The 24,925-nt window shown below is 69.0% G+C and carries 26 protein-coding genes and 1 pseudogene; 9 read left to right on the forward strand and 18 right to left on the reverse strand.

Annotation, left to right across the window (positions count from 1 at the left end):
- Positions 1 to 3: 3 nt before the first annotated feature.
- On the forward strand, positions 4 to 363 hold the full coding sequence (locus ABEA87_RS06180; RefSeq protein WP_345626882.1) for a MerR family transcriptional regulator: 360 nt from the start codon (positions 4 to 6) through the stop codon (positions 361 to 363).
- Positions 364 to 726: 363 nt separating this feature from the next.
- Here ABEA87_RS06180 and ABEA87_RS42570 read toward each other — a convergent pair.
- Positions 727 to 945, reverse strand: a pseudogene (locus ABEA87_RS42570) (DUF6597 domain-containing transcriptional factor); the annotation flags it as partial.
- Positions 946 to 1,151: 206 nt separating this feature from the next.
- Here ABEA87_RS42570 and ABEA87_RS06185 point away from each other — a divergent pair.
- Positions 1,152 to 1,727, forward strand: a complete 576-nt coding sequence (locus tag ABEA87_RS06185) for a TIGR03086 family metal-binding protein (RefSeq protein ID WP_345626884.1) — start codon at positions 1,152 to 1,154, stop codon at positions 1,725 to 1,727.
- Between the two features lie 156 nt (positions 1,728 to 1,883).
- Here the strand turns inward: ABEA87_RS06185 and ABEA87_RS06190 are convergent, their stop codons facing one another.
- From ABEA87_RS06190 to ABEA87_RS06205, 4 genes are all read right to left on the reverse strand, one after another.
- Positions 1,884 to 3,068: a DUF6236 family protein gene (locus ABEA87_RS06190; protein ID WP_345626886.1), complete on the reverse strand. Its 1,185-nt coding sequence runs from the start codon at positions 3,066 to 3,068 to the stop codon at positions 1,884 to 1,886.
- Positions 3,069 to 3,094: 26 nt separating this feature from the next.
- Positions 3,095 to 4,237 carry a hypothetical protein gene (locus tag ABEA87_RS06195; protein WP_345626888.1) on the reverse strand — a complete coding sequence of 381 codons (1,143 nt, stop codon included), beginning with the start codon at positions 4,235 to 4,237 and terminating at the stop codon, positions 3,095 to 3,097.
- A gap of 90 nt (positions 4,238 to 4,327) precedes the next feature.
- Positions 4,328 to 4,792 carry an HIT family protein gene (locus ABEA87_RS06200; protein ID WP_345626889.1) on the reverse strand — a complete coding sequence of 155 codons (465 nt, stop codon included), beginning with the start codon at positions 4,790 to 4,792 and terminating at the stop codon, positions 4,328 to 4,330.
- 190 nt (positions 4,793 to 4,982) lie between these two features.
- Positions 4,983 to 5,258, reverse strand: a complete 276-nt coding sequence (locus ABEA87_RS06205; protein WP_345626891.1) for a GlsB/YeaQ/YmgE family stress response membrane protein — start codon at positions 5,256 to 5,258, stop codon at positions 4,983 to 4,985.
- A 265-nt stretch (positions 5,259 to 5,523) separates the two neighbouring features.
- Between ABEA87_RS06205 and ABEA87_RS06210 the strand changes: the two genes are divergently transcribed.
- Positions 5,524 to 5,826: a DUF427 domain-containing protein gene (locus ABEA87_RS06210; protein ID WP_345626893.1), complete on the forward strand. Its 303-nt coding sequence runs from the start codon at positions 5,524 to 5,526 to the stop codon at positions 5,824 to 5,826.
- Between the two features lie 66 nt (positions 5,827 to 5,892).
- On the opposite strand, the gene ABEA87_RS06215 is transcribed toward ABEA87_RS06210, so the two are convergent.
- Complete coding sequence (locus tag ABEA87_RS06215; protein ID WP_345626894.1) at positions 5,893 to 6,267, reverse strand: VOC family protein; 375 nt, start codon at positions 6,265 to 6,267, stop codon at positions 5,893 to 5,895.
- Positions 6,268 to 6,288: 21 nt separating this feature from the next.
- Complete coding sequence (locus tag ABEA87_RS06220; RefSeq protein ID WP_345626896.1) at positions 6,289 to 6,891, reverse strand: dihydrofolate reductase family protein; 603 nt, start codon at positions 6,889 to 6,891, stop codon at positions 6,289 to 6,291.
- Between the two features lie 807 nt (positions 6,892 to 7,698).
- Between ABEA87_RS06220 and ABEA87_RS06225 the strand changes: the two genes are divergently transcribed.
- Both ABEA87_RS06225 and ABEA87_RS06230 read left to right on the forward strand, forming a co-directional pair.
- Positions 7,699 to 9,840: a right-handed parallel beta-helix repeat-containing protein gene (locus ABEA87_RS06225; protein WP_345626898.1), complete on the forward strand. Its 2,142-nt coding sequence runs from the start codon at positions 7,699 to 7,701 to the stop codon at positions 9,838 to 9,840.
- A gap of 377 nt (positions 9,841 to 10,217) precedes the next feature.
- Positions 10,218 to 10,469 (forward strand): hypothetical protein, encoded by a 252-nt coding sequence (locus ABEA87_RS06230; RefSeq protein WP_345626900.1) that lies wholly within the window; start codon positions 10,218 to 10,220, stop codon positions 10,467 to 10,469.
- Between the two features lie 199 nt (positions 10,470 to 10,668).
- Here the strand turns inward: ABEA87_RS06230 and ABEA87_RS06235 are convergent, their stop codons facing one another.
- The 7 genes from ABEA87_RS06235 to ABEA87_RS06265 form a co-directional block, all read right to left on the reverse strand.
- On the reverse strand, positions 10,669 to 11,232 hold the full coding sequence (locus tag ABEA87_RS06235; RefSeq protein ID WP_345626902.1) for a hypothetical protein: 564 nt from the start codon (positions 11,230 to 11,232) through the stop codon (positions 10,669 to 10,671).
- Positions 11,233 to 11,429: 197 nt separating this feature from the next.
- Positions 11,430 to 11,852, reverse strand: coding sequence for a hypothetical protein (locus tag ABEA87_RS06240; RefSeq protein WP_345626904.1), 423 nt, complete (start codon positions 11,850 to 11,852; stop codon positions 11,430 to 11,432).
- Complete coding sequence (locus ABEA87_RS06245) at positions 11,849 to 12,547, reverse strand: class I SAM-dependent methyltransferase (RefSeq protein ID WP_345626906.1); 699 nt, start codon at positions 12,545 to 12,547, stop codon at positions 11,849 to 11,851. Before ABEA87_RS06245 ends, ABEA87_RS06240 begins: the two co-directional genes overlap by 4 nt.
- A gap of 20 nt (positions 12,548 to 12,567) precedes the next feature.
- On the reverse strand, positions 12,568 to 13,314 hold the full coding sequence (locus ABEA87_RS06250) for a DUF2071 domain-containing protein (protein ID WP_345626908.1): 747 nt from the start codon (positions 13,312 to 13,314) through the stop codon (positions 12,568 to 12,570).
- Positions 13,315 to 13,348: 34 nt separating this feature from the next.
- Positions 13,349 to 14,245, reverse strand: a complete 897-nt coding sequence (locus ABEA87_RS06255) for a methyltransferase domain-containing protein (RefSeq protein ID WP_345626910.1) — start codon at positions 14,243 to 14,245, stop codon at positions 13,349 to 13,351.
- Entirely contained in the window at positions 14,238 to 14,684 is a 447-nt protein-coding gene (locus ABEA87_RS06260) for a DoxX-like family protein (RefSeq protein ID WP_345626912.1), read from the reverse strand. Before ABEA87_RS06260 ends, ABEA87_RS06255 begins: the two co-directional genes overlap by 8 nt.
- On the reverse strand, positions 14,681 to 15,310 hold the full coding sequence (locus tag ABEA87_RS06265) for a TetR/AcrR family transcriptional regulator (RefSeq protein WP_345626913.1): 630 nt from the start codon (positions 15,308 to 15,310) through the stop codon (positions 14,681 to 14,683). Before ABEA87_RS06265 ends, ABEA87_RS06260 begins: the two co-directional genes overlap by 4 nt.
- A gap of 162 nt (positions 15,311 to 15,472) precedes the next feature.
- Between ABEA87_RS06265 and ABEA87_RS06270 the strand changes: the two genes are divergently transcribed.
- Together ABEA87_RS06270 and ABEA87_RS06275 are read left to right on the forward strand one after the other, a co-directional pair.
- Positions 15,473 to 16,159 (forward strand): hypothetical protein, encoded by a 687-nt coding sequence (locus ABEA87_RS06270; RefSeq protein WP_345626915.1) that lies wholly within the window; start codon positions 15,473 to 15,475, stop codon positions 16,157 to 16,159.
- Between the two features lie 147 nt (positions 16,160 to 16,306).
- The gene (locus ABEA87_RS06275) at positions 16,307 to 16,678 is read left to right on the forward strand and encodes a VOC family protein (protein ID WP_425570785.1); all 372 of its coding nucleotides are present in this window, start codon (positions 16,307 to 16,309) and stop codon (positions 16,676 to 16,678) included.
- Positions 16,679 to 16,763: 85 nt separating this feature from the next.
- Here ABEA87_RS06275 and ABEA87_RS06280 read toward each other — a convergent pair whose 3' ends face one another.
- On the reverse strand, positions 16,764 to 17,288 hold the full coding sequence (locus tag ABEA87_RS06280; protein WP_345626917.1) for a hypothetical protein: 525 nt from the start codon (positions 17,286 to 17,288) through the stop codon (positions 16,764 to 16,766).
- Between the two features lie 500 nt (positions 17,289 to 17,788).
- On the opposite strand from ABEA87_RS06280, the gene ABEA87_RS06285 reads away from it, so the two are divergent.
- Positions 17,789 to 20,695 carry a family 43 glycosylhydrolase gene (locus tag ABEA87_RS06285; protein ID WP_345626919.1) on the forward strand — a complete coding sequence of 969 codons (2,907 nt, stop codon included), beginning with the start codon at positions 17,789 to 17,791 and terminating at the stop codon, positions 20,693 to 20,695.
- 156 nt (positions 20,696 to 20,851) lie between these two features.
- On the opposite strand, the gene ABEA87_RS06290 is transcribed toward ABEA87_RS06285, so the two are convergent.
- Positions 20,852 to 22,453, reverse strand: coding sequence for an alkaline phosphatase family protein (locus ABEA87_RS06290; RefSeq protein WP_345626921.1), 1,602 nt, complete (start codon positions 22,451 to 22,453; stop codon positions 20,852 to 20,854).
- Positions 22,454 to 22,503: 50 nt separating this feature from the next.
- Positions 22,504 to 23,706, reverse strand: a complete 1,203-nt coding sequence (locus tag ABEA87_RS06295; protein ID WP_345626923.1) for an NHL domain-containing protein — start codon at positions 23,704 to 23,706, stop codon at positions 22,504 to 22,506.
- A 67-nt stretch (positions 23,707 to 23,773) separates the two neighbouring features.
- Between ABEA87_RS06295 and ABEA87_RS06300 the strand changes: the two genes are divergently transcribed.
- Positions 23,774 to 24,124 (forward strand): hypothetical protein, encoded by a 351-nt coding sequence (locus ABEA87_RS06300; RefSeq protein ID WP_345626925.1) that lies wholly within the window; start codon positions 23,774 to 23,776, stop codon positions 24,122 to 24,124.
- A gap of 100 nt (positions 24,125 to 24,224) precedes the next feature.
- On the opposite strand, the gene wrbA is transcribed toward ABEA87_RS06300, so the two are convergent.
- Positions 24,225 to 24,842, reverse strand: coding sequence for an NAD(P)H:quinone oxidoreductase (gene wrbA / locus ABEA87_RS06305; RefSeq protein WP_345626927.1), 618 nt, complete (start codon positions 24,840 to 24,842; stop codon positions 24,225 to 24,227).
- Positions 24,843 to 24,925 lie beyond the last annotated feature (83 nt).

The raw sequence follows: 24,925 nt of genomic DNA on the forward strand, positions 1-24,925 counted from the left end.
CACATGCGGATCAGTGAACTAGCCCGACAGACCGGCGCCACCCCCCGCGCCCTGCGTTACTACGAGGAGCAGGGCCTGTTGAGGCCCGCCCGCCGCACGAGCGGCTACCGGGACTACGACCGGCAAGCGGTGCCCACTGTGCGGCACATCCAACTGCTGCTCTCCGCCGGCTTGGGGACCACCGCGATCGCCGAGATCCTGCCCTGCGTCCCCGACGACACGACTGTGCTCGCACCCACCTGCCCAGAACTCCTCGACGCCCTGGCCGAGGAACGTACCCGAATCACCAGCTCTATCGAGAAGCTCGCTGCTGCCCGTGACATCCTGGACCGGCTGATCCAAGGCACGCCCGACCCTTCCTGACCCAACCCGGGCAACGGTCTGGGCCCGGGAGGCTCTGGCAAGGTGCCGCTCATCAGCGACGCCCTGGGGTTGACGTACGGCAGGCTTCGGCGTAGCGAGCCGGGGACAGGCCGACAGCCGTTGCAGTTGCCGGATGCTCCAGTGGCACGCCCGTGCCAGATCGGCGACCCTGACGATCGCCTGGTCGTCGATGATGCGCTCGACCGCAGCGGTCGCGGCGACCTGCTCGGCTGATGGTGCCGCCAGCCGATCCGTGAAGAACGCCGCCGCTTGGGCGAAGCGCTCCTCGTCGGTGACGGCGCCCCGCACGGCGGCGAACCCCTCACCAGTCGGGCCGAACACCTCGGCGATCGGGACACCGCGATCGGTCAGCGTGCTGACCGGTGCACCGAGCACGTCCCGGAACGCGCCTGGCCGGAACATGACACCGAGGGCCCAGCCATGGCCACTCAGATCGCGGATCCAGGTCCGCCGTAGTGACCCATGACCGTGGCGTCCTGCGCTTCGATCACCACGTGGACCGCCGGGAGCGTCAGCAGTCGCTGTGGTGGACGACCCCACGCGGTAGATCCCACTCGACATGCCAGAACAGGTCGAGGTGCGCCGCGAGCGGGCCGGACGCCGCCGATCTGCTCCGCCGGAAGGCGCTCAGGCTCTCCTGCGGACGTAGAATGCCTCGCGAATCCTCCACGGCCGGCCGCGCCCGCCCTGATTGGCGCGTTTGTTCAACCCCGCCGGCCAACTTGCGCCTAACATCGCTGCCAGTACCGCTTCTCAGGAGGATGTTCATGCCCGCAGACACCGCCAATCTGGCCGCTGTGATCGACAAGACGACGACGCTCCTGGCCGGGATCCGGCCCGAGCAACGTGCGCTCCCGACGCCGTGTCCAGACTATGACGTGGCGGCGCTCACCGACCACCTGGTCGGATGGCTGCGGATGTTTGCCGCTCGGGCCGCCGGGGCGGACTACCACGACGACCCGAACTCATACCGATGCGGTGTCGATCCGACTGCCGAATTCGCCGCTGCGGGCGAGCGGGCGGTCGCGGCGTTCCGGTCCGGGGCTGCCGATCGGCCGTTGCGGATGACGTCGTCCGAACTGCCCGGCGCGATGGTCCTCGGGATGATGGTGGTCGAGTACGTCGGGCACGGCTGGGACCTCGCGGTCGCGACAGGCCAACCGGTGCCGTACACCGAACTGGAGGCGCAGGCGGGGCTCGACGCAGCCCGCGGCATGTTGATGCCCGCCTACCGGGGACCGGGCAAGACCTTCGGTTACGAAGTCGAGGTCAGCGCCGAATCGTCCACCGTGGACCGCCTGATCGCCTTCATCGGCCGAGATCCTGCTCCACATCGCGCCTGATTGACGGTGCCTACCGCCGCTACACCCGCCGGGCCACGATCGCGCACGATAGGGCGTAGAACCATCCGCGCCGCTGGCAGCTGGACCCACAACGCCTATCCGCTAGTTGCGCGATGTCGGCGGACGATTGGTGAAAACGGTGACCCGCCCTGCCGCCTATGCCAAGCCGGCCACTCGCTTGAACCCGGCCAGCGTCTGGCCGAGCAGTCCGCGCTCGGCCAGTTGAGCGCGGGTGTTCAGGAGGTATGCCGCGACCGGCGAGGCGCGCATCGTCTCGGCGTGCCGCTGGCGCAGCCCCTGACGCATGGCGAGCAGGCCGACAAGCGCGGCCGCGCCGCCGGCGATGAGCTCGTGCCCGGACAGCCAGGCGCCGCCGAGCGCGGTCGCCGCCGGCAGCTGTACTTTCGCGTTGATCGCCGACGTGGCCGGATTCAGCTGGAGAGCGATCAGGTGACGTCGTAGCGAGTGCATCGGTTCCTCGAACCGGTGCGCGATCTCCTCGCGAAGGTAGCGCTCCAGGGTTCGCCGGTCGCGGATGTCGGCGAGTTCGGCGAGGTCGGCCGCGGCGCGGTCGATTTCCGCGCCGAACGCGAGGAACTCCGCTCCGAAGCGTCGGCGCACCTCGACGATGGCCGAGGCGGGTACCCGGTCAAGGTTCGCGGGCACCACGAGCCGCAGGGTGAGCAGGGCCAGCACCTCCTCCAGCGGCGCGGCCCTCTGCGTGGGCGGTGGGCCGGGGATGTCGAGCAGCGCGGCGGCCAGGTGCTGCGCCGTCCAGTCGTGCGCTACGACGAACGCGGCGGGTTGGTCGGTGGTGGGCAGCAGCCGGTTCGCGCGGGCGAAGTCGTCGGCCAGTGCGCCGGCGTACGCCGACACGAGCCGTTCGTCCATCACCATCCAGTCTCGATCGGTCTCGCCGGACAGATCCACCCGAAAGCTCACCGCGAGTCCGGCGTCGACGAGCGCCGCGGTGAGCCTGGGCGCGATCTGGCCGGTGTGCACCGCGCCGACTCGATCGCCCGAGCCGAAGGCTGTGCCCACCGCACGCGCCCGCGCCAGATCGATGCCGAGCCGCTCCCGCAGACTCGGCCCGTGCTGCGCGACCAGAGCCAGGAAACGCGGCTCGATGGCATCCACCGACGCGCCCGGCGCCTGGCGCTCAATGAAGTTCAGCTCGCCCGCGAGAACGCGGACCGTCTCCGAGTCCCGGGTGGGGTAGTCCTCCGGCACGATGCGTACGATGCTGGGCCAGTAGAGCGCCGCGACCTTCAGCCAACGGTCGTCGCGAACGTGGAAGTAGGGGTAGTAGACGGCTCGCGCCCGGAAACCTCTCGTGGACATGCTGTCGCCTTCCCGCGCCGGAAACGCTACCGCAGGTACCCGTCGAGCCGTTCGCGATTCGCGTTCAGCGAGGACCGGTACGCCAGGGCATCGGCTCGATGCCCGGACTGGTCGGCCAGCCCCGCACAGATCGAGGCCCGCCGGATCGCGACGAGGGTACGGAACAGATCCCGAGCCCGGCGGTCCGCGCCCTCATTCGTGGCGATCGCGCTGCCATGGTCCCGGTTGGTGTTGAGCATCATCACGTCGATGACGTGCATGCCGCGTTCGAGTTGCCCATCCGGCTCTCGACTCAGCCATAGCAACTGGAAGGCGGGACCGCGCAGCAGCACCTCTCGCTCCTCCTGGTAGCGCGACAACCCGTGGATGGGCACCGCGCACAGCGACGTCACGACGCTGTCCGGGAATCGTGTGCGGTAGACGTCCAGCAGCCCCGCGTCGAGGCCGACCACCCTGATTCTCCACAATAGAGGGTGACGGTCCGGGTAGCGGCGCGCCTGCTCCAGCGCGAACCGGGTCGCGTTGTCCCGATCCAGGCTCGCGGAGACCATTCCCAGCGGAATGGACAGGTACCGCTCGGTGATCGGTCCGGCGGCCGCCTCCCGGAAGTCGGCCAGTTCCTCGCCGGTGACGCACATACCGCGGTACACGATGCCCTCGAACCTGTCGGCCTCCGGATGCGTTTCGCGGTAGTTGAACAGGTCGATGGTCAGCAGTTCGACAAGGAACGCCGCCGCGCGCAGCGCCTGCCGGTCCTCGACAAGGTGGTCACTTCGAAACGCGGAGTTGATGACACCGAAGATGCGCCGGTACCCGGCCTCGGAGGTGTACAGCTCAATGGCGCTGTAGTCCTCGGGCGCTGGCGCACGACCCCGGTCCGACCACTCCTTGACGCTGCTGAGCAGTCGTGCCGAGACCTCGGCGGTCGCGTCGTCGCCGGCGTGGCGGTGCGCCTCCCGCTCCAGCAATTCGCGCAGGTCCCGCATGAACAGCGGGTACTCCCGCCAACCGGTGCGGATCTCGCTGATCGCCCGGCGCACCAGCGCCATCCGATCCTCGTACTGCTGGCCGGCATAGAACGGACGCTGCCCGGTGAGCATGCCGGTCTGACATAGCGGCTCGACCGGCGCCCAGTCGCCGAACCTGCTCAGCCGCGTCGATGACGTCATCGCACCCTCCCGTGGAGAATGACGATCGCAAGGGTCGCTCGTGCGGCCGGCTCGGACAAGACGCCCGAATGGCAGATCTTGGATAGGCGCTCAGCCGGGGAGGCCGGAAAGGTGGGCCGCCAGCGTCCTGGCCAGGGCGTCCATCCCTTCGGCTGGCACCCGTCGCTCTTCGGGCAGTCCCAACAGTCCGAACACCCGGGGTCCACGGTTCTCCGGCGAGAGCTCGGCCGGCCGGGGAATTACGTGAAAATGCAGATGTGTGAAGCCCTCGGCTTCAGAGAATTGGGCGACGTAGGTCTTGGCGCAGCCGGTGACGGCGTGCAGGGCGCGGGACAGCCGCACCTGCCAGCGGCCGAGCTCGGCGGCCTCGACGTCGGTGAGTTCGGCGAGACAGCTGACGTGCCGGCGCGGCGACAGGACGAGCCAACCGGGCAGTCCGGCGGTGATCCCGTGGGACACCCACCAGTGCTCGTCCACGGCGACCCGCTCCCTGGCGGGCAGTTCGTCCAGCCGCTTGACGCCGTCGCACACGGAGCAGTCACCGGATGTGGTCACGAGCCGATGTTGCACTCGGCGCCGGGCCCCGTCAACCCGGACCTGATCCTTCGCCCCGGAGCCGCATCGGCGCGGTTGCGGAATCCGACCAGGTGACGAACCTGCGCCGGGGCTCCTTCCTGGTCAGGAAGGAGCCCCAGCCGCCATGCGCCAACCCTGCCGTCGATCGGCAGACGTTGCCGGCGCGGTACTACACGCGCCTTCTCGAACCGATTCCCGCGACCAGTGCCACGCCGATCGCGGCCAGGACGACCTGGATCAGCAACTGGATCCAATCGATGCCTGCGGTGTGCCGCACGCCGAGGGCGCCCGCGATGAGAGTCCCGATGAACGCGGCCACGATGCCGACCACCACGGTCATCAGGAACCCGATGTTCTGGCGCCCGGGCACGACCAGCCGCCCCAGGACACCAATCACGGCCCCGATGATGATGCCAATGATGATTCCGCCGATTGTGAGGTGCATGGGGGGTTACCTTTCCGATCAGCTGAGGAGCGGGTGGACCATAGCTGCCCGAATGCCGGTCTTTCTAAACCATAGGGATCGATAACTATCAGCGGGTGCCTCGACGGCCGCACGCGTCTCCTGGCATCCCCGGTGGTCCCGACCCGCGCGGTCGCCGCGTCGTGATGGAGTGCCGCGTTCCCGAGTTAGAATCTCAGAGCCCTGACTCCGGTGTCTCGGACTCCGGTCCGCGACGCGGTGAGGGTGACCGACGAAAGGGAAGCGTATGAAGGCCACGATCGATGGAACCGTCATTGCCGAGGCCCCGGAGGCCGAGCTGATCAGCATAGAGGGCAATTGGTATTTTCCGCCCTCGTCGCTGGTCCGGGAGGCGTTCGGCGACAGCCCGACCCCCTACACCTGCCCGTGGAAGGGCGACGCCCAGTACCACGATGTGACCACCCCGTCGGGGACCCACCACGACGCCGGGTGGAGCTACCCGGTGCTGAAGCCTTCGGCCATCACCCGCGTCGGCAAGGACTTCAGCGGCTACGTCGCCTTCGACAAGGCGCAGGTCACGATCGGCTGACGCGGCCGCACGTCGTCATCGTTCTGACCGACGGGTACGCGCCCGGCCCGAAACCCACCCGAACCCTCAGGCCGGCGGTGCGCCGTGGATCGCCACCGCGTACCCGTCCGGGTCCTGGAACATGAACGTGCGCCCGAACGGGGTGTCGAACGGGTCCATCAGGATCGCGACGCCGGCCCGTTTGAGATTGTCGTGCAGCAGTTGCGCGTCGCCGACCCGCAGCGACACCGCGATGCCGACCCCGACGGGCCCCGCGTCGAGGTCGGTGCCGGGCAACGGTTCGCGGATCGCGAACGGGATGGTGGCCGATTTGAACACGATCACGCCGGGCGGCGCCCCGGGCTCGCGTTCGAGCCCGAGGCGCCGCTCGTAGAAGTCGGCCGATCGCTGTAGGTCGCGCACCTGCAACGCGAGAAAGTCGGGGCTGGCGGTTCCGGGCATGATCTTCCTTCCCTGTCGTCTTCAGAAGGAGCCGTATCGCGGGGCTCCGGTCGGCCGGTAGCTCGCGACGATGACGCCGCCGCCGGTGGTCGTGACGTCGGTCAGCCGCAGTCCCAACGGCTTCGCGTCGGTGAACAGCCGCTGCCCGGAGCCGAGCACCACCGGGTGGATCCACAGGCGGTACTCGTCGACGAGGTCGTACGCCAGCAGGCTCGCGGCGAGCTTCCCGCTGCCGTGCACCTGTACCTCGTTGCCCGGCTGGGCCTTCAGTTCCGCGATGCCGCCGGCGAGGTTGTCCCTGATGAGCGTTGAGTTGTGCCAGCCGAGCGAGTTGAGCGTGGTGGACACGACGTACTTCGGCATCGCGTTGAGGCGCGCGGCGATCGCGTCGCCCTCGTCGGTGACGTGCGGCCAGTGCCCGGCGAAGATCTCATACGTCGTACGGCCGAGAAGCAACGCGTCGGCGTTGGCCATCGCCCCGGTGATGATGCGGACCGTGTCGTCGTCCACGAGCGGGAACTGCCAGCCACCGTGCGTAAACCCACCTCGGGGGTCCTCCTCGGGCTTGCCCGGCGACTGCATGACCCCGTCAAGGGTCAGGAATGTCTGAACTGTGAGCTTCAAGGTCTCTCCCGGTGTCGGCTGTACTGCAGGTATCAAGGGTGCCTGTGCTGGCTTCGGCAAAGGTGGCTGCGGCTGCGCTCAGGCGATCCTCTACCGGTGCATCGATCGGGTTCCTCGAGAATCGACACCGCATGGGGAAAAATTCCGGCGACCCTGGGCGGCGATCTGCCGGCCCGGCGGAGGCCTGGTACTCGCTCCTGGACGACGGGAACCGCGCCAAGCGGGCCGCGGACGCCTCCGGGCAGCTCCGCCAGACGGGCTACTCCGCCATGACCAGCCTTTCGCTCGCCGACGGGCAGCGCCGCCGCGGGCGCGCTGGGCCAGCGGTTTACCCACGTGATCATGATGGATTACACTCCAGCCCGAAGTCTCGCTCACCCGTTCCGACATCTCGGGTAGGCGGGACTTTCGGGGCTTCGTTGGAGGATTCAGGTGCGCGTGCGTCCGTTCGTGGTCATGGCCGTGGGCTTCATTGCCGGCGGAGCGCTCGCGCCGACTCCGGCTGGCGCTGCCGTCCCCGTCGGGTCCACGCTTTACGTGAACAATGCCGCGGGTTCCCACTGTTCAGACTCCGGGGTGGGGGCGCTGGCCGCGCCGTTCTGTACTGTGCAGGCCGCGGTGAATGTGGTCGGTCCTGGGCAGACGGTCGAGGTGCAGCGCGGCGATTACCCGGGGGCTGTGACCGTGTCCCGGTCGGGTACCTCCACTCAGCCGATTACCCTGCGGTTTCACGCCGACGGAGTAGCTGGCGTTGAGGGCCTCAACCTGAGTTCAGGAACAGCCCTGACCATACGTGGCGCCCAGTACGTGAATGTGGAGGACGTGTGGGTGTGGGACACCGCATCGTCCGTGCCCGCGGTCTCGGTGGTCGACTCCTCCCACGTGCTGTTCGACGGCGGGCAGATCCTGTCCGACGATGTTGGAGTGCTCGTCTCGGCCAGCAGTGGTTCGGTGACGGTCCAACATGCCGACATTACGGGCGCTACCGGCGTCGAGGTCGATCCCGGTGTGAGCGGAGCCATCATCTCCACCAACATAATCTCTGGATATAGCGTCGGCGGCGGCGTAGCCGTCGTCGGGGCGACAGGCACAGCGGTCGTCAGCAACACGATCGACGACGTGTGCACCAGCGGTATCGGGGTGCGCGCGGCGGCGACCGCCACCATCCTGGAAAACAACGTCGTGCAGAACCAGAACGGGGGGTCGTGCGCCGCGACGGCGGAGTCGGTGACGGCTGACGCGGTCGCGGGAACCACCCAGAACTACGAGGAGATCTTCCCCGTCCACGGCTCTGCCGTTGAGTGGGCTGGTGCCACCTATCCGACGGTCGCGGCGTTTCAGGCCGCGACCGGTCTCGGGCCGCACGACGTCGGTGTCGCGGGTCAACCCGAGGAAGGCTGGGACACCGACCCGGGAATCGACTCGGCCGACGCGCAAGCGCCCGGCGAGTTGCCGACCGACGTGCTCGGCAACCCCAGGGTCGACAACCCGCACGTCAGCAACAGCGGGACGGGCGTGGGCTACTTCGACCGCGGCGCCTGGGAGTTTGGTGATCCGTTCAACACAAGCATCGGCGCCACACCCCTCGGCGCTCTGACCGCGAGCGTGGGCTTCGAAAATCCCGGCGACGGAGCGTGGGGCGCCACCTACACGGGCACGCTCGACTGGGGCGACGGCACACAGGAGTCCATAACCGCCAGCCGCCTGAACCCGCAGATCAGCGTCAAGGAACACACCTACACCAAGCCCGGCACCTACACCCTCTCGTTCTCGCTGAGCGACGGGTACGTGACCCGCTCCTCTGCGACGTCGGTGACACTCGACGGGTCCGACTACGTCGCGTACGGCCCGACCCGCTTGATGGACACCCGCACCGGCCTGGGTGTCGGTAAGATCGCGAAGATCGGGCCAGCCGGCGACATCGCGCTGAAGGTCGCGGGAGCCGGCACGGCGGGGAACACGATCCCCAGCACGGCCAAGGCCGTGGTCCTGAACCTGACCGCGACCAACCCGACGCAGGCCAGTTACTTCTCCGCCTACCCCGGCGGCACCCCCCGGCCCTTGGTGTCCAACCTCGACTTTCCCGCCGGAACCACAACCGCTGGCGCGGTCATCGTTCCGATGGGTACCGACGGGACGGTCCACTTCTACAACCACTCCGGTAGCACCGATCTGATCGTCGACGTCAGCGGATACTTCGTCCAGACGCCGGCCGACGGGTACACACCGTTGACCCCTCACCGGCTGCTTGACACCCGCGACGGCGCCGGCGGCAACGCGGGCCCCGTCGGTGCTGGCGCCACGAGGGCACTACAGATCACCGGAGCTGGAGACGGCTCGTTGCCTGATGCTGGCATCGACGCCGTCGTGTTGAATCTGACCACGACCGACGTCACCGAGTCCACCTTCGTGACCGCCTACCCCGAAGGATCACCGCGGCCGCTCACCTCGAACATCGATGTCGACCCCCGGCAGACCCGGGCCAACGCCGTCACCGTTCCGGTCGGCGCGGACGGCAAAATCGACCTCTACAACAACTCCGGCAGCGTCGACCTCATCGCCGACGTCGTCGGCTACTACAGCACCAGCGGTGCGAGCGCATACGTGCCACTGACTCCCGGCCGCATCCTGGACACCCGGCCCGACGCGACGTTGCCGCCATACGGCACCACCAGCAGCTGGCCGACACCCCCGCCGCCGTCTAGCTCCACGCCAACGGCGTGGGTGCTGAACGCGACCGTTACTGACACCACCGCGACCGGCTATCTCACCGCCTACCCTGACGGCGTCGCCAGGCCCACTGCCTCCACTCTTGACTGGACGGCCGGAGCGACGGTATCCAACCTGGTTGTCGCCGAGTCCGACGGCGGCGCCATAGACCTCTACAACGGCAGCTCAGGAGGCACCGACCTGCTCCTGGACGAGTTCGGCTACTTCGCGAATAACTGAGAACGCGGCCGATACGTGCCAGTATCACGATCGGCTGTTCTCTCGGTCGCCGACTCAAAGTTGGACCACTGGTCCTTGGCCTCCTGTTGTGTCTTGTCGGGCTGTCGCTGGCCCTCAACTTTCGGCAGCTCGCCCGAAGGCATATGGAGACGTCGTTGAAATGGCAGACGCCCATCCGGAATTCGCCCCCGTGCTCGCGGGTATCACCGCGGAACGCCGAGGAGCGATTACGTTTCGCCGTGGGTATGGATCGAGTCGGAGGCGTCATTATCGCATTGATGGGTCTGCGGCTCCGGAAGATTGGCTAATGTGACATGGTTGAGCCACCATGCGCCTCCGCGATTACGTTCACCCGCCCCCGGACGTACCGGGACTTTGTGCGGACGTACTTCATCGAGATCGACGGCGAGGAAGTGTGCGGCGTGAAGTCTGGCCGTTCGGTGACCGTGCCGGTTACGCCGGGGGAGCATTCGGTGCGCGCGCGCATCTCCTGGACAGGGAGTGCGCCGCTCAGGGTCGTCGTCGCGGAAGGTGATGAGCTGCGCGTGCGGGTGGAGCCGATGCCGGGTAGTCCTCTCCAGCAAATTGGCACCCGTGACGGCTATCTACGTCTGAGCATCGACGACTGAGCTGGTGTCCTGTCGGGAGGAGGGCGGCTCGCAGCCGGCGCGCGTTAGCGACGCCGCGCTCGGCAGCCGGGGCACCGCGCAAGTCGCCCTCTTCGCCCCAGGGCCGTAGGGCCCGCGGCCCTACGGTCGGATCACGCCTCCGCTGGCCAGGGCGACTCGTATGGACCCCCCGCTCCGGGAAGCTGACGGCACCGCCTCGCTACGCCTCCCGGAGCAGGGTCACGAACTGTGCCCAGGTCTCGACTCCCGTCGCCCAGTCGGGAACCTTCCCGTCCGGAGCCCGGCCACCGGTCCCGCCCAGGAACAGGTAGCGGTGCTCGACCTCGTCCAGGTAGGCCAGCACATCGAGGCGGTCGTCGACGGAATGGGTGATGCCCAGGCGCTGGCACACCGGCGCCTTGTCGCGGCGTTCCCGGACGAAATGCAAATTGGTGGCGGGAACGCCGGTGCGGCCGAAGAAGTCGTGGTGGGTCAGCCAGGCGCGCGTGTTGGCGGCCACCTTGGAGCCGGCCCTGGAGACCAAGTGGACCCGTGCCGCGAACGGCTCGACGGTCAGCGCGGCGAGCGCGTCGAAGACTCCTGCCACCGCTGGCGTCTGCAACGGCCGGTCGCCGAAAGAGGAGGTGTCCTCGTCCCGGTCCGCCAGGGCGACGATCACACCGCCGACGTCAACGCCCGGCGTCGGCGACCGTGCCCAGCCCGGGCCGCGGTACGGCGCCCGGGACTGGCCCCCTCGACGCTGCCCAACTCGCTGACGGGCCACCCTCGACCTCCTGTTCACGCACCGGCTCGACCGACACGGCCAGTTGGATGGCCGGCATCCGCCTACCGGGAACGTCCCGTACCTCGATGTCCGGCGGCAACCCATTTCCCGCACCGCACCCGATGCGGTCGGGAACCTCCACCGTGGCGGTGCGTACGATGCCGGCAGCGGTCGGCCTCTGCCCGGCTCGCGTAGTGTCAGCCACGAGCGGCCAGAGCCGCGGCGAACACCACGACGACCCAGGTCCATAGCAGCGTAAGGGCGGCGTACCCGGCCCGGTACCGCGCCGAGTGCCACCACAGCGTGGGCGGGAACGAGACGAACTGGACGCACCAACGCGCCCCCCAGAACACGCACTCCGCGGCCAGTACCGCGGCCGGCATCCGCCCCGGAGCCAGCAGGTCGGCGGTGAGCATGAGCGGGGCGAGCCCCAGCAGGACGCAGGTAAGGCCGATGAACTGGGTGTGCGTGTACATGATCTGCCGGGTCAGCGGCCTCAGTGTCCTGAACTCCGGCCGCCAGGCCAGCGCGCGGGGCATGGCCAGGTGAGCCAGACCGAGCAGCACCAGCACGGCGCCCACCAACCGGAGCTGACCGGTGAGGGTGAGGGCGCCGGTCATCGCCGGTACACCAGCGCGTGCACCAGCGGGGTCATGGTGCGCTGCGTGACCGGCGTCAGCCCGGCGCCGCGGGCCAGGCGCAGCCACTCGGCGCGCGGGTAGAAGTGCCAGGCGCCCGGCCCGTACGCGATGACGTTCGCCGCGTCACGGCAGTGCTCCACGAGGGTGAGCCGCCCGCCGCGGCGCAGGATCCGCGCGATCTCGGCGAACAGCGCGCGCCGCTGGCCGGCCTCGCGCAGCTCGTGTGCGGCGAACACCAGGAACACCGCGTCGAAGGTTCCGTCGGGCACCGGCAGCCGGTCGGGCCGGGCGGGCTGCGCGCCGGCCGGTGGTGCTACCAGCGTCCGGGCCCGGCGGATCGAGCCGCCTGCGGTCAGCCGGCGATCGTAGAGGTCCAGCAGCACCGGCTGACCGGCCGGAAACAGTTCCCGCAGCGTGGCGCTGACCTCGTCCAGCCCGGTGCTGACCACGGCGTACCGGGTCGGCGGGGCGGGCAGCAATTCCGTCATCCAGCGCCAGCGGTACAGCGGCGTGCGATCGTATGCGCACCACGTGGCGAGCAGGCCAAGGGCGATCCAGGCACCGGCGAGCGCGGCACCGGCCCGCAGCGGGTACCGTGCCGGCACCGGCACGGGCACGGCGGCGGCCACCACGATGGCGGCCGCCATGGCGGCGTACCCGGGCCAGTTGAACAAGACGACTCGGCCGAGGCCCCTCACCGCGGCGTCCCGTCCAACGCGCGCCGGGATCCCCGATGCCAGCCGTACTCCAGATCCGCGACGTGGAAGGCGTTGGCCAGCACCGGCCGGGTGGCGGCCAGCGGTCCGTGGCGGAAGAACGTCAGCGTCGACACCTCGACCGCGACCGGCTCGGGCCGCCAGCGGGTGCGGTGCGCTTTGACGACGATCATCGAGCCGGTGCGCGCCTCGTAGTCGAAGGTGTAGGGCAGCGGCCCGGCGAAGCGGCGCGCGTGGGCGGCGCTGGCGAACGGTGAACCGGCCGGCAGCGCCGCCGGCCGGGAGGTCAGATCGGCCGTGACGGCCAGGTCGGCACGGTGGTCGCGGCTGTCCACTCGTACCCGCAGCCGTCCCCCGTCGATCTCCAGCCGCGTGCGGGCCAGCCGGTAGTGGTAATGCGTGAGCAGGTTGCCGGCGAGCGCCATCCCCCGCTGGTCGGTGTCGCTGCGCAGGATTTTCAGCCCGCGCATGGTGCGACCGCCCGGGGTGGGGAACCGGGTGAAGACCCGGTAGCCGGTCAACACGTAGTCGCGCCCGCACAGGGCCGGCAGCCCGGCCGGCCGCAGGTCCAGCGCGGACACCACGCCGACCGCGACGAAGGCGTGCTCGCTGCCGTCGGGTGCGCGATAGGTGTCCAGGGACAGGCCGGGCGGCAGCAGCGGTGCCAGCGCGTCGGGTGGCAGCGCATACGTGAGCACCAGCGAGTGTCCAAATCGGGTACGCATCGGGAGTGGATGTCGCCGCAGCACCTGCCACACGTCAGCCTCCGATCACGACCTCAGTGATCGTGCCCCATAGCGGGCAGCGATCCTCGACAGGGCGACCGGCCAGCGGCGGCCGGTCGTTGAAGCTGCGCACGACTACCGACCCGCCGGGTCGCACGGCGTGGCCTAGCGCCTCGCGCAGCCGCCGGGCGTAGGCCGGGGGAGGACCGTCGAGAACATTGGACAGCGTCACCGCGTCGTACCGACCGGCCTCGACCCGCGCCAAGTGCGCGATGACGTCGGCGTGTATCCACTCGACGCCGGTGACCGGCGCAGCGGCGGGTGCGCCGGCCTCATCCGGCCGCTCCCTGCCGAGCAGGAGCCGCCAGATCCACGGGTTGCTGGCGTTCGGATACCGGGAGACGCACGCCGCGATCCGCTGGCGCAGTATCGCGTCGAACCGAGCGGGGATCACCTCCCGCAAACCCGGGCGCAGCATCCCAGCCAGTGGCCCGGCCGGACGCAGTGTCGCCGCCATCAACGCCCGCAGCCGCGGGCGATCCAGCTCGCGCCGCCACCGGCGGGCCTGCTCGTCGGGGTCGTCCAAGCGGAGGAAGCGGACCATCGCCGCCGGGCGCCATGCCGCGACCACGGTCGTCGCGGCGATGCGACCCACCGCCATGAGCCGCTCGGCGGTGCCCGTCACGGCGGGCGCGCCGGCCGCCCGCTCGCGCGCGTAGGCCAGCTGTACCGGGTTGATGTCCACCGCGGTGACCTGGTGCCCGGCGCGGGCAAGCGCGATGGCGGTGTCGCCGGCCGAGGCGATGGCCAGCACCCGGGCGGCCGGCGGGAAGACGGCCAACTCCGCCCCGTAGTCCTCGTACATCCGGCCGAACAGGACCTGTGGCCGCCGCCCAAACGTCAGCCGCCCGGCCCGCCAGGGGCTATCCATGCACCGACTCCCGCCCATGCGCCGACTCCCGCCCATGGGCCGACCCCCGCCCATGCGCCGACCCCCGCCCATGCGCCGATCCCCGCGCCGGTCGCCTGGCCAGCGACCACGCCACCCCGAGCAGCACGGCGTTGCGCATCAGCATGCTCCGGGGCGCGGCGATGCGGTCGCTGGCGAGCGTCAGCCCTCCTGCGTTGACCCCGACCAGCAGGGCGGTCTGCGCCCACGCCGCTTCCCGCGGTCGCACCCCGCTGAGCACCCAGAGGCCCAGCGCCGTCTCGGCCAGACCAATCCCGGCCATCGCGGCGGTAACGCGGGAGGCCGGCAGCCCGGGCACGCGGGCCACGATCGACGCCTGGCCGGCGTCCTGCCTGACCACCTTGCACCACAGTCCTTCGTACAGCCAGACCGCGGCGACGGCGGCCCGCGCCGCGGTCATGACGCGCCCGCCCGGCGAATCTTGGCGCGCAGCGCCCGGCGGGCCACCGGGCCGAGCCCGTCGACCACCTCTACCAGGACGGAGAGCTGTTCGAGGGCGTCCAGCGCGCGGGCCGCGCCCACGGTGTCGACGCCCTCATACAGCTCCAGGCCGATGAACGCCGAGGCGACCGCACGTGCCAGCCCCGGAACGTCGAACAGGTCGGCCATCGGCATGGCCACGGTCAGCCGGTGCAGCACCGCCTCGATCTCGCCGAACCACAGGTTCAGCCCCTCCGCGACGGCGGGCGCCAGCCTGGGATCGGTCTGCGCTCCGGCCAGAAGCTGGGCCAGCACCGTCACGTTGCCCTCGGCTCGCTCCGTCGCGTGCAACTGGCGGCCGATCGCGAGCAGCTGCGCGAACGTCGTGACGGCGGCGAACCGGGCCCGGTAGAGCGCGACGCGCTGCTCGGTGGCGCGGCGGCACGCCTGAGTGAGCAGCTCGTCGACGCTGCCGAAGTGGTAGAAGATCAGCGACTGGTTCACCCCGGCCGTGTTCGCGATCGCCCGGGCCGACGCGCCGGTCAGGCCCTGCTCGGCGAGCACCCGCAGGGCACCGTCGATCAGCCTGTCCCGAGTCGCGACCATCGCCCACCTCCCACAATTGAGCGACCGCTCAAGCGAAGCGTAGCGGCAGTTGAGCGATCGCTCAAGACGGTCGGAGCGGGAAAGCCGACGGGCATGCTCGACGGCCGCAAGAACGAGGATCTTGTACCATGCGCCGCAGACGTGGATCGAGGAGGACTTCGGATGAGAGCCGGCCCGGACGGCCCGCCACAGCCCATCTTCGAACCGCACCTGTACGGCGGCGGCTCCCATGTGCCACTGATCGCACCGTGGCTGCAGCCCCACGAGCGACTGCTCGGGATCGTCGAGGTGCGACTGAGCGACCTGATTCCCCGCGTCCTGCCCCGCGAGTTGCGGCCCGGCAAGCAGTGGACGGGCATACTCGGCGCGGTGCAGGACGCCGCCGAAGCTGCCACCTCGGCCGTGGATGCCATCGAGTTCCTCGACTTCGGCATCATCCGCAGGCTCCGGCGCGCCGTGCGCGGGGCCGGTCTCGCGGGCGGGTGGCAGAGCATGGCCGGCCAGTTCGCGATCGCGGTGCGCACCGGACCCGACACCCGGAACACCTACGACAACGAACAGGCGCTGATGGTCTTCACCGACGGCAGGATCCTGCTGATGTGCACGGTCTTCGCCAAGGTGCCCCTGTTCGGCGAGGTCGAGCCCGGACAGCAGCTCAATGAGATCCGACGTCTGGGCGAGATCCTGCCGGGAGGGCTTCGGAGCGTGGCGATCCGGCACACCTCACTCTCGCGACGCGTGGACCTGCACTTCGCCGACGGTTCCCTGGCCGCGGTCGAGGTGACCAAGCAGCAGGCTCGGGTGCTAGAGGCGCTGGGTCAGGGCATCGCCCCACCCCCACGCCCCTGACCCGAAGCGCCAGCGGAAACGGGGGCGCGCCGTAGACGCGGACCATGCCCGGGCACAATCCGGACGTGGAATGTCCGGCATGGCGTTCAGGGTGTCGACGAGATTGACATCGGCCCTGCTCCGGAAGGATGACACGTGCGATCTCGAATGGAAGGCATGTGGTGGGGGACCGCGATCGAGGCGCCTGACCCCGCCGCGCTGGCGAGGTTCTACTCTGACCTGCTCGGATGGGCTATCGGTCATGAGGAGCCGGGAACGACGATCCTGGCAGCTCCCGAGGGATCCATCTATGTCGTGTTCCAGCAGGCGACCGGATATCAGCCTCCGGTGTGGCCGGCCGTCGACGGTCAGCAGCGCGCGATGATGCATTTCGACTTCCAGGTCGGGGACCTGGACTCCGCGGTCGCCGAGGCGATCGCCCTGGGGGCCTCCATCGCCGTCGACCAGCCACAGGACAACGTCCGGGTGCTCCTGGACCCGGCTGGCCACCCCTTCTGCCTGTGCCGCGACGACGGCTGATGGTGGCGACGGCTTGGCCCGCGCTACTCGCGCGCCGTGATAGGCGCGATCCCGCCATGCGACGCGGCCATACACGTCTCAGGCACTACGCCGACCTCTTGCCGAGGGCGGCGGTGCTTCGCCGCCCCGGCGCGCGCAGCGGGTAACGCCACACCCACCAGAGCAGGCCCGCGCCGCCGCCGGCGGTTGAAAGGGTGCTCCACACCCACTGGCGTGATCCGGATGGCGGATAGACGCCGTACGGGTCGCCGGTATCCAGTGCCCGCAACGAATCGCCGGCGTCGGCGTCGTGGGGTATGCCGCCGTACAGGTCCACGCCGTCACGGGTGATCGTGCCGTCGTCGCTGACGAAGTCACCGCGCAGTCTGCAGTCCTTTTGGCAGATTTTGCTGATCACGTGGAACGTGCCGAGGCTACCCTCGCGGTGAGCGGCCCGCGCCGCCGGTCCCAACTGCGTCCAGCCGTAGGTCAGGGCGAAGAGAGCCACCAGCGGCACGCCGATTATCCACATGAGCCGGTCCACAATACGCGTAACGCTCGCGCCCGGCTGGTGCTCCGGGGCGCGGGACGCGGCGTTCCGGTCGCGCTGCGGTTCCTGACTCGACTGCACGGAACACACGGTAGCCATCGAGAACCAGTCGCGCGGGCCGGGCGGATTCCGGGCTCAGCCGGCCGACCGATCCACCCGAGGCCCGCGCCCATCCAACGAGCTCCGGCACACGGGCAGGGGCGCGACCACGAGTCCGAGCAGCGCCGCTGCCGAAGGCATGGTGGGTGTGAGCTGATGGAAGCCGGTCGGGCTGGTGTCTACTGTGGACCGGATTGCCTCGCTCACCTGATTTGACGAGTGGCGGCCTGAAGTCGCTGTCGTGCCGGAAGAGTCGCTCGTGGCAATCCGCCGGAGGCGTCTGATCGCCGCCGTGTGGTCTCTGTCGGATCAGCCAATCAGGTGGAGGGCAACCGGTTGCTTGACGGCGTTAATGTGAGCGCTAACAATATCTTGGTCGGCTGGATCCCCGGCATTGAACGCATATCCAGCACGCGCGGCCCGCCGAGACCTCGCGCCGTGATGGGCGCGGTTGACCACGCATGTCGAAGGAGACGTCCCATATGGCATCTGTCCCACCTCCCGCTAGACGACGATCACTGATCGCTGGTGTGCTGACGCTGATGGTCGCGATCGGCTCGGCCGCGACCGCCGGCCCCACGTTCGCCGCCACGTCCGCCGGATCCGCCGCGCCGGTCGCCGTCGTCGCGAATGATTCGTCGAAGGCCTCGGCGCCGACCACGTCGACGGCGACAGCGAATGACATCGCGGCCAGCCCGGCCGCCGTGGGCGATGCTCAGCCGAGCAGCGGGCTGCTGCTGGACTACGACTTCGAGAACGCGAACGGCAGCGCCATCCCCGACTCCTCCGGCAACGGCAACGACGGCACCATCCACGGAACCGCCGCCTACGAGGCCGGCCCCAACGGCGAGGGCAGCGCCCTGGTCTTTCCCGGCGGACCGTCCACCACGGCCAACCCCACCTACGTGTCGATCCCGAACAACATCCTGCAGGGCCGCACCGCGCTGACCGTGTCGGCCTGGGTCAAGTGGGGCTCGGCCTCACGGGTGAACCAATGGCTCTTCGGGTTGGGTACCGACAACCAGAAGTATCTGTTCGCGACGCCCGGCAACGGCAGCGGCAAGCTGTACGCCGCCATCACCACCGGCTCCTACCAGAACGAGACCGGCGTCCCGGCGACCGCCACCCTGCCGGTCGGCAGTTGGCAGCAGCTGACCTTCACCATCGATTCCGCGACGGGCAATGAGGCCTTCTACCTCAATGGCGCGGTCATCGGTACGGCGTCCACCGTGGTGACCTCCCCGAACGACGTGTACGCGGCGGCCTCCGCGGTGGCAGGGTACATCGGCAAGTCCTTCTACAGCCCCGATCCGTACTTCCAGGGTTCCATCGCCGACTTTGAAATCTACGACCGTGCCCTGACTGCGGGCGAGGTGGCCGTCCTCGCGGGCAACACGACGCTGATCAGCGCGGTGACGCTCACGCAGCTGAAGGTTCCGGCGATCATCACTGCCGCCTCCGGCACGGTCGTGCTGCCCGTCGCCCCCGGCACCGATCCGACGAGGCTGGCTCCCGAGTTCACCTTGGCGGCCGGATCGTCGATCTCGCCGCCGAGCGGCAGCACCCAGGATTTCACCAGCCCGGTGATCTATACCGTGACCGGCTCGGACGGAAGTACCAAGAAGTGGAGCGTGAAGGCGGTCGCGCTGAAGACTCCGCTGCTGCCCGGCTACAACGCCGACCCGAACATCGTGGTGTTCGGCGACACCTACTACATCTACCCGACCACCGATGGCATCGCGAACTGGGGCAGCACCAGCTTCCACGCCTTCTCATCCAAGGACCTGGTGCACTGGACCGACGACGGGACGATCCTGCGCCTGGGCACGGACGTGACGTGGGCGACCGCGAACGCGTGGGCGCCGACCCTAGCGCAGCGCAACGGCAAGTTCTACTTCTACTTCGTCGCGAGCAACAACATCGGGGTCGCGGTGGGCGACTCGCCCACCGGACCGTTCACGGACGCGCTGGGCAGGCCGCTGATCGCCGCCGGGCAGTTCGCGGGATCGGCGATCGACCCGGACGTGTTCACCGACACCGACGGCAGCAGCTACCTCTACTGGGGCAACGGCACCGGACACGTCGTGCGGCTCAACGACGACATGATTTCGTTCGACACGTCCGCGATCCACGACTACAAGCCGACGGGGTACGGCGAGGGCAGCTTCGCCTTCAAGCGCGGCGGCACCTACTACCTCATGTGGTCACAGAATGACACCCGGTCGGTGGACTACCAGGTGGACTACGCCACCAGCACCTCGCCCCTGGGACCCTGGACCTACCGCGGTGTCATCCTGCGGAAGGACGTCACCCAGGGCATCCTCGGCACCGGCCACGACTCGGTCGTGAACGTCCCTGGCACCGACGACTGGTACGTCGCCTACCATCGCTTCGCCATCCCGGACGGCGACGGGTACCACCGCGAGACGACCATCGACAGGCTGGAGTTCAACGCGGACGGGACCATCAAGCCCGTCGTGCCCACCCTCGACTCGATCGCGCCCGAGCCGGTGCCGCCGGTCTCGGTCGAGCCGACCATCTCGTCGGTGTCCATCGCCCCGGGCGACACGGTCTCGGGCGACATCACAGTATCCGCGACGGTGGTTGCCGGAGCCGACAACGCGAGCAGCCGGCTCTCCTACACCTATCTGGAGCTGAACCGGGACGGGACCTGGTTGACCGACAACACCGTGGCGGGGGGCAGCACCAACAACGGGGCGTCGCCCACCCTCGTGCTGGACACCGCCAGGTATCCGAACGGGACGTACAACCTGAAGATCGACGCTGTGGCGGTGGGCGGAGCCACGACGGAGCGGACCATCAGTTTCACCATTGGCAACGGCCCCGCCCTGTCGTTCGCCGCGCCCGGCTCCGAGGCGAAGGTCTCCGGCACCGTACCCGTCTCGGTCCAGCTCGGTGGGCCGAACCTGCAGGCGTACAACCTGCGCATCGATGGCGCCGGTCTGCAGTACGCCTACCTGCCCCAGCCCGGCACGCAGTCGTTCGAGTTGAACACGACCACGTTGACCAACGGCGTACACACGCTGCTGGCCACCGCGACCAACAGCGCCGGGTACAAGACAACGATCACCGAGCGGATCACCGTCAACAATCCGCCGGTGGTGAGGTTCGTGGCGCCGTCCAATGGACTGACCTTGGGCGGAATCATTCCGATCTCGGTGTCACTGTCGGGTCAGGGCCTGCAAACCTACGACCTGCAACTCGACGCCACCGTGCTGCAGCATCAGTCCCAGCCCCAACCAGGGATGCTGACCTTCCGGCTGAACGCGACGGCCTGGGCCGCGGGCGCACACACGCTGCTGGCCACCGCGACCGACAGCGCCGGAAACACCACGGCGGTCACCGAGAAGATCACCATCATCGGCTGAGGGCAGGGTCCGCCGCTGTCCGGCCCGCCACGGCCGGGGCGGCGGACCCGTCGATGCGGGCGCGGGACCTGAACGCCGAAGACATGCCGGCCGTGTCCACGCGCGGTCCCGGCGGGACGCCGTGTGACACGGCGTCCCGCCGGGAGCCCGGGGCGGCTACTTCTTCGGCTGTTTCGGCATGCTCTGGTGCTGTCCGGGGAGCGGGGGCAGCGGCAGTTTGGCCGATGCGGTGCGGGCCGAGACGAACGCCGCCCGGTTGGCCGGGTCGAACTCGGGGCTGGTCGGTGCCGGTCGAGGACTGCCCGGGATCAGGGCGCCGGTGAGGTCGCCGAAGGTTTGGCGCCGCCACGGACTGATGTTGGGGAACGTGATCGGCCCTCGACCGGACAGGCCTCCGGCAGCGGCGACTGCCTCGATGAACTGCAGGCACGACGTGTGGTCCGAGATGCCGGAGAAGATGTTCCCGCCGATGGTCCACGGGGAAATGATGGTGCACGGTACCCGGAACCCGCCGCCGACCGGCCAGCCTCCGCCGATGGTGCCGGTGCCCTGCGAAGACACCTTGGTCACGAATTCCTCGGGGAATTCGGCCTTGTTCGGGACGGGCGGTGGGACATGGTCGAAGAAGCCGTCGTTCTCGTCGTAGACGAGAACGAACACCGTCGTGTTCCACAGTTCCTCGTTGGACGCCAGGGCGTCGAGTTTCTCGGCGATCTGCTGAGCGCCGAGGGCGGCCTGGGGCGGCGTGTTCGACGGGTGCTCCTGCCGCAGGCCCGGGTGGAGGAACGACACGTCGGGCAGGACGCCGTTGGCGCAGTCCTCCTCGAAAGGATGCGCGGGGTCGGTTGCCGGCGTGGGATTGGCAGGGTCGCCGATACCCCCCGGGGTGCCGTCCCCGAACAGGGTCCCGATCCCGGTCGCGGGAAGCGTCAGGGCGGCCGGACCGTTCTGGACGTCCGCGAAACGTCCCCAGGTGTTGTTGCCGTTCTCGGGCACGGCATAGAACTTGAAACTGATCCCGGCCTTGAACAGCGTCGCCGCGCCGCTCTCGTACGTCTGGACCGGACTGGTGGTCGTATCGAGGATGGGTCCACCACCGAGGCCCTGGGGGTCGATGGTGCCGTTCTGCCAGAAGATCCTGTTGCTGGTGGTGGGACCGAGCACCGAGCAGTGGTAGTGGTCACCAAGGGTGAACGTATCGGCCAGCGCCCAGTGGAAGGGGAGGTCGTCCCGGGTGTAATAGCCCATCGTGTACTGCCCATTGATCGGGCCGTCCTGCGCCATGTGGGCGGCCAGCCAGCCGTCCATCGCCCCGAAGTTCCACGAAGCGTGCTGGGCTTCCCAACCATGGTCGAGCGAGTGCACGGTGGTAGCCCCGGTGTTGACCGTGTCGAGGTGGAACGGTTCCAGGTAGCCGTCGGGATTAGCCGGGTCGGGCTGCTGGAACACCGAATTGCCATTCGGCAGACGGATGGCGTGCCGGTCGGAGAAGCCGGCCACGCCGGGGTAGGCCCCGAAGTAGTGGTCGAAGCTGCGGTTCTCCTGCATCAAGAACACCACGTGCTTGACCTGGCTCAGATCGAAGCTGCCCTTCTTGGTGGCAGCCGAGGCTGAGGCAGCCTGCAGAAGGCTGTCGGGCAGGTACCCGTTGAAGCCGGCGGCACCGGCGAGGGCGAGCCCGGTACCGATGAACCCGCGGCGGGAGATCTTCGCATGCCACGGCTTGGAAGCGAACGATTCGTTGCGTTCTTCCGTCACGGAATGATCCTTTGTCTCTTGTTGTCCTAGCGGTCGGTGACCGGCAGAGGTCACGGAGCGACCGGGCCGGCGCCGGTGCCGGACTGGGCCAGTCCGGTCACCTTCGAGATCCGGCCGTTGGAGGTGTCGGCGATCCAGAGGGTGCCGTTGGAGTTGTCGACGGCGACCGCGGTGGGGCCGTTGAGCTTGGAGTTCGTCGCCGGCCCGTTGGTCTCTTTGCCGGCGGCCGGAGCCGCACCCGCGGTGGCCGCCTGGTTGACCACGGTGAAGATGTTCCCGTCGGGGGTGACCTCGCGAATGGCGTTGTTCAACCGGTCGGCTATGAACAGGTCGCCCGCCGAGTCCAACGCCACGCCTTCGGGGTCGTACAGCCGGGCCGAGGTAGCCGGGCCGCCGTCACCGCTGAAACCACCCACGCCGTCGTCGGCCTGGTCGGCTTCGAAATCGCCGGCCACTGTGGAGATCTTGCCGGTCTTGGCGTCGACCCGGCGGATGACGTCGTTGCCCGCATCGGCGATGTAAACGTCGCCGGCACCGTCGATGGCCAACCCGGTCGGCTGGTTCAACTTCGCCTTGGTGGCCTTGCCGCGGTCCCCGGCGTAACCGGGCTTACCAGTGCCGGCGAAGCCGACGATTTTACCGTTGGGCAGTACCTCGTCCACCCGGTTGTTGCCGGTGTCGGCGACGAACACATCCCCGGCGGCGTCGACCGCGACGGCCTGCGGGGCGTAGAACTGGGCCTTGACCCCCTTACCGCTGGGCTTCTTGTCCCCGGCCTTTCCGGAGCCGGCGAAGCGGGCGATGATTCCGGTAGACGCGTCGACCTCGCGGATCACGTTGTCCCGGGTATCGGCGATGTAGACGTTGCCTGCCGCGTCCTCAGCGGTGCCCATCGGCTGGTTCAACGTGGCCGCGCTCGCCGGACCGCCGTCCCCGCTCTCGCCGACCCCCGTGAACAGCCCCGCGAACGGATTGGACACCCCCGTCTGGGAATTAAGCTCCGTCACCTGGTTTTCGCTGGTGTTCGACATGTACACGGTGCCGTTGAAGGCGGACACCCCGACTGGAGCGGCGAAGTCACTCGACACCTGGGTCAGCGTCCCTGTCGCGGGTTGCGTTACCACGGCGTCCACCGTCGCACCCACGTTGTCCGGGGCGGCGGAAGCGGATCTGCCAACGGTGAACCCCAGGCCGGTCAACCCGCCCGTGAGTACCGTCGCAGCGATGCCCCACCGCAGCAAATGATGGTTCATGATCACGACTCTCTCGGCCCCTGACGTCAAGGCCCGCACCTGACGGTGACCTCCAGAGGAACTGGCAATGAACACACACCAGTCGTCAAAACACCCACGGCGGCCTCATCTGTCGGACGCCACCGGAACCAGTGGTCGAGCCCCTCGCGACCCGGTAGCGGGGGCCGGCGTCGAAGCGCAGCTCGCCCAGAAGCCGCCGCGCGTCGTTGGACGCCTGGCGGAACGGTGCCAGCAGCAAGTCCAGTTCGTCGTGACGAGCGTCGATCCCGCCCCCGCCCGCGACCTCCACATCCATCATCACGAGACGTCGAACCTCGCCGAGAGCGCGGGGGATGAGAGCAACTCGATCGGGCCGGCCGCGGTGTTGCTGATTGCGCGGTCACGGCCGGAGAAGCATGCGTCGACATGGCAAGGGTGACGTGCCGGTACCAGGCGTCGCTGCGGCGGCACGGGGCGAAAAAACGGCGGGGCCACCCGACCGGTCGGTCGGGCGGCCCCGCCTACTGCGGCCGCGCCGGTCAGGCGTTGGCGCCAGCCTTGAGCTGCCCGGCGATGGTGACCAGCCGGGTCGCCAGGTGGTCCAGGGCGGTGAACTGCACGTCGGTCAGCGGGAACTCGCCGGCACCGCCGGTGACGTGGGAGACACCGTAGGGGTTGCCGTCCACGAACTTCGACGGGTCGGTGTAGCCCGGCGGGACCAGGATGCCACCGAAGTGGTAAATGGTGTTGTAGAGCGCGAGCAGCGTGGACTCCTGGCCGCCGTGCGCCGTCGAGGTGGAGGTGAAACCGGCGTACGCCTTGTTGGCCAGCAGGCCCTGGGCCCACTGCGGGCCGAGGGTGTCGATGAACTGCTTGAGCTGGCTGGTGATGTTGCCGTAACGGGTCGGCGAGCCGAACAGCACGGCGTCGGCCCATACGACGTCGTCGGCGGTCGCCTTCAGCTCGTTCTTGGTGGTGTCGAAGTGCTGGCTCCACGCCGCGTTCGAGGCGATGGCCTCGGCCGGGGCGAGCTCGGCGACCTGGCGCAGGCGCACCTCGGCGCCGGCCTTCTCGCCGGCCGCGGCCAGCCGCTGCGCCATCGCGTGCACTGTGCCGGTGGACGAGTAGTAGATGATGGTGAGCTTCGTGCCGCTCAAAACAACACTCCAGGTACTGGTGAGGGATCGGGTGGAGGTGCCGGCCACCCGAGGGTGTCCGCCCCGCCCGACTCGGCAAATTT

This window comes from Rugosimonospora acidiphila (assembly GCF_039543385.1).
In the GTDB taxonomy this organism is placed as follows: Bacteria; Actinomycetota; Actinomycetes; order Mycobacteriales; family Micromonosporaceae; genus Rugosimonospora; species Rugosimonospora acidiphila.

Excerpts from the sequence above, each read along its gene's own strand:
- ABEA87_RS06255 (WP_345626910.1), bottom strand. The coding sequence starts at position 14,245 with ATGGATAGCCCCTGGCGGGCCGGGCGGCTGACGTTTGGGCGGCGGCCA.
- ABEA87_RS06185 (WP_345626884.1), top strand. The coding sequence starts at position 1,152 with ATGCCCGCAGACACCGCCAATCTGGCCGCTGTGATCGACAAGACGACG.
- ABEA87_RS06195 (WP_345626888.1), bottom strand. The coding sequence starts at position 4,237 with ATGACGTCATCGACGCGGCTGAGCAGGTTCGGCGACTGGGCGCCGGTC.
- ABEA87_RS06240 (WP_345626904.1), bottom strand. The coding sequence starts at position 11,852 with ATGACCGGCGCCCTCACCCTCACCGGTCAGCTCCGGTTGGTGGGCGCC.
- ABEA87_RS06205 (WP_345626891.1), bottom strand. The coding sequence starts at position 5,258 with ATGCACCTCACAATCGGCGGAATCATCATTGGCATCATCATCGGGGCC.
- ABEA87_RS06265 (WP_345626913.1), bottom strand. The coding sequence starts at position 15,310 with ATGGTCGCGACTCGGGACAGGCTGATCGACGGTGCCCTGCGGGTGCTC.
- ABEA87_RS06285 (WP_345626919.1), top strand. The coding sequence starts at position 17,789 with ATGGCATCTGTCCCACCTCCCGCTAGACGACGATCACTGATCGCTGGT.
- ABEA87_RS06180 (WP_345626882.1), top strand. The coding sequence starts at position 4 with ATGCGGATCAGTGAACTAGCCCGACAGACCGGCGCCACCCCCCGCGCC.
- ABEA87_RS06210 (WP_345626893.1), top strand. The coding sequence starts at position 5,524 with ATGAAGGCCACGATCGATGGAACCGTCATTGCCGAGGCCCCGGAGGCC.
- ABEA87_RS06260 (WP_345626912.1), bottom strand. The coding sequence starts at position 14,684 with ATGACCGCGGCGCGGGCCGCCGTCGCCGCGGTCTGGCTGTACGAAGGA.
- ABEA87_RS06300 (WP_345626925.1), top strand. The coding sequence starts at position 23,774 with ATGAACACACACCAGTCGTCAAAACACCCACGGCGGCCTCATCTGTCG.
- ABEA87_RS06250 (WP_345626908.1), bottom strand. The coding sequence starts at position 13,314 with ATGCGTACCCGATTTGGACACTCGCTGGTGCTCACGTATGCGCTGCCA.
- ABEA87_RS06295 (WP_345626923.1), bottom strand. The coding sequence starts at position 23,706 with ATGAACCATCATTTGCTGCGGTGGGGCATCGCTGCGACGGTACTCACG.
- ABEA87_RS06275 (WP_425570785.1), top strand. The coding sequence starts at position 16,307 with ATGGAAGGCATGTGGTGGGGGACCGCGATCGAGGCGCCTGACCCCGCC.
- ABEA87_RS06215 (WP_345626894.1), bottom strand. The coding sequence starts at position 6,267 with ATGCCCGGAACCGCCAGCCCCGACTTTCTCGCGTTGCAGGTGCGCGAC.
- ABEA87_RS06270 (WP_345626915.1), top strand. The coding sequence starts at position 15,473 with ATGAGAGCCGGCCCGGACGGCCCGCCACAGCCCATCTTCGAACCGCAC.
- ABEA87_RS06190 (WP_345626886.1), bottom strand. The coding sequence starts at position 3,068 with ATGTCCACGAGAGGTTTCCGGGCGCGAGCCGTCTACTACCCCTACTTC.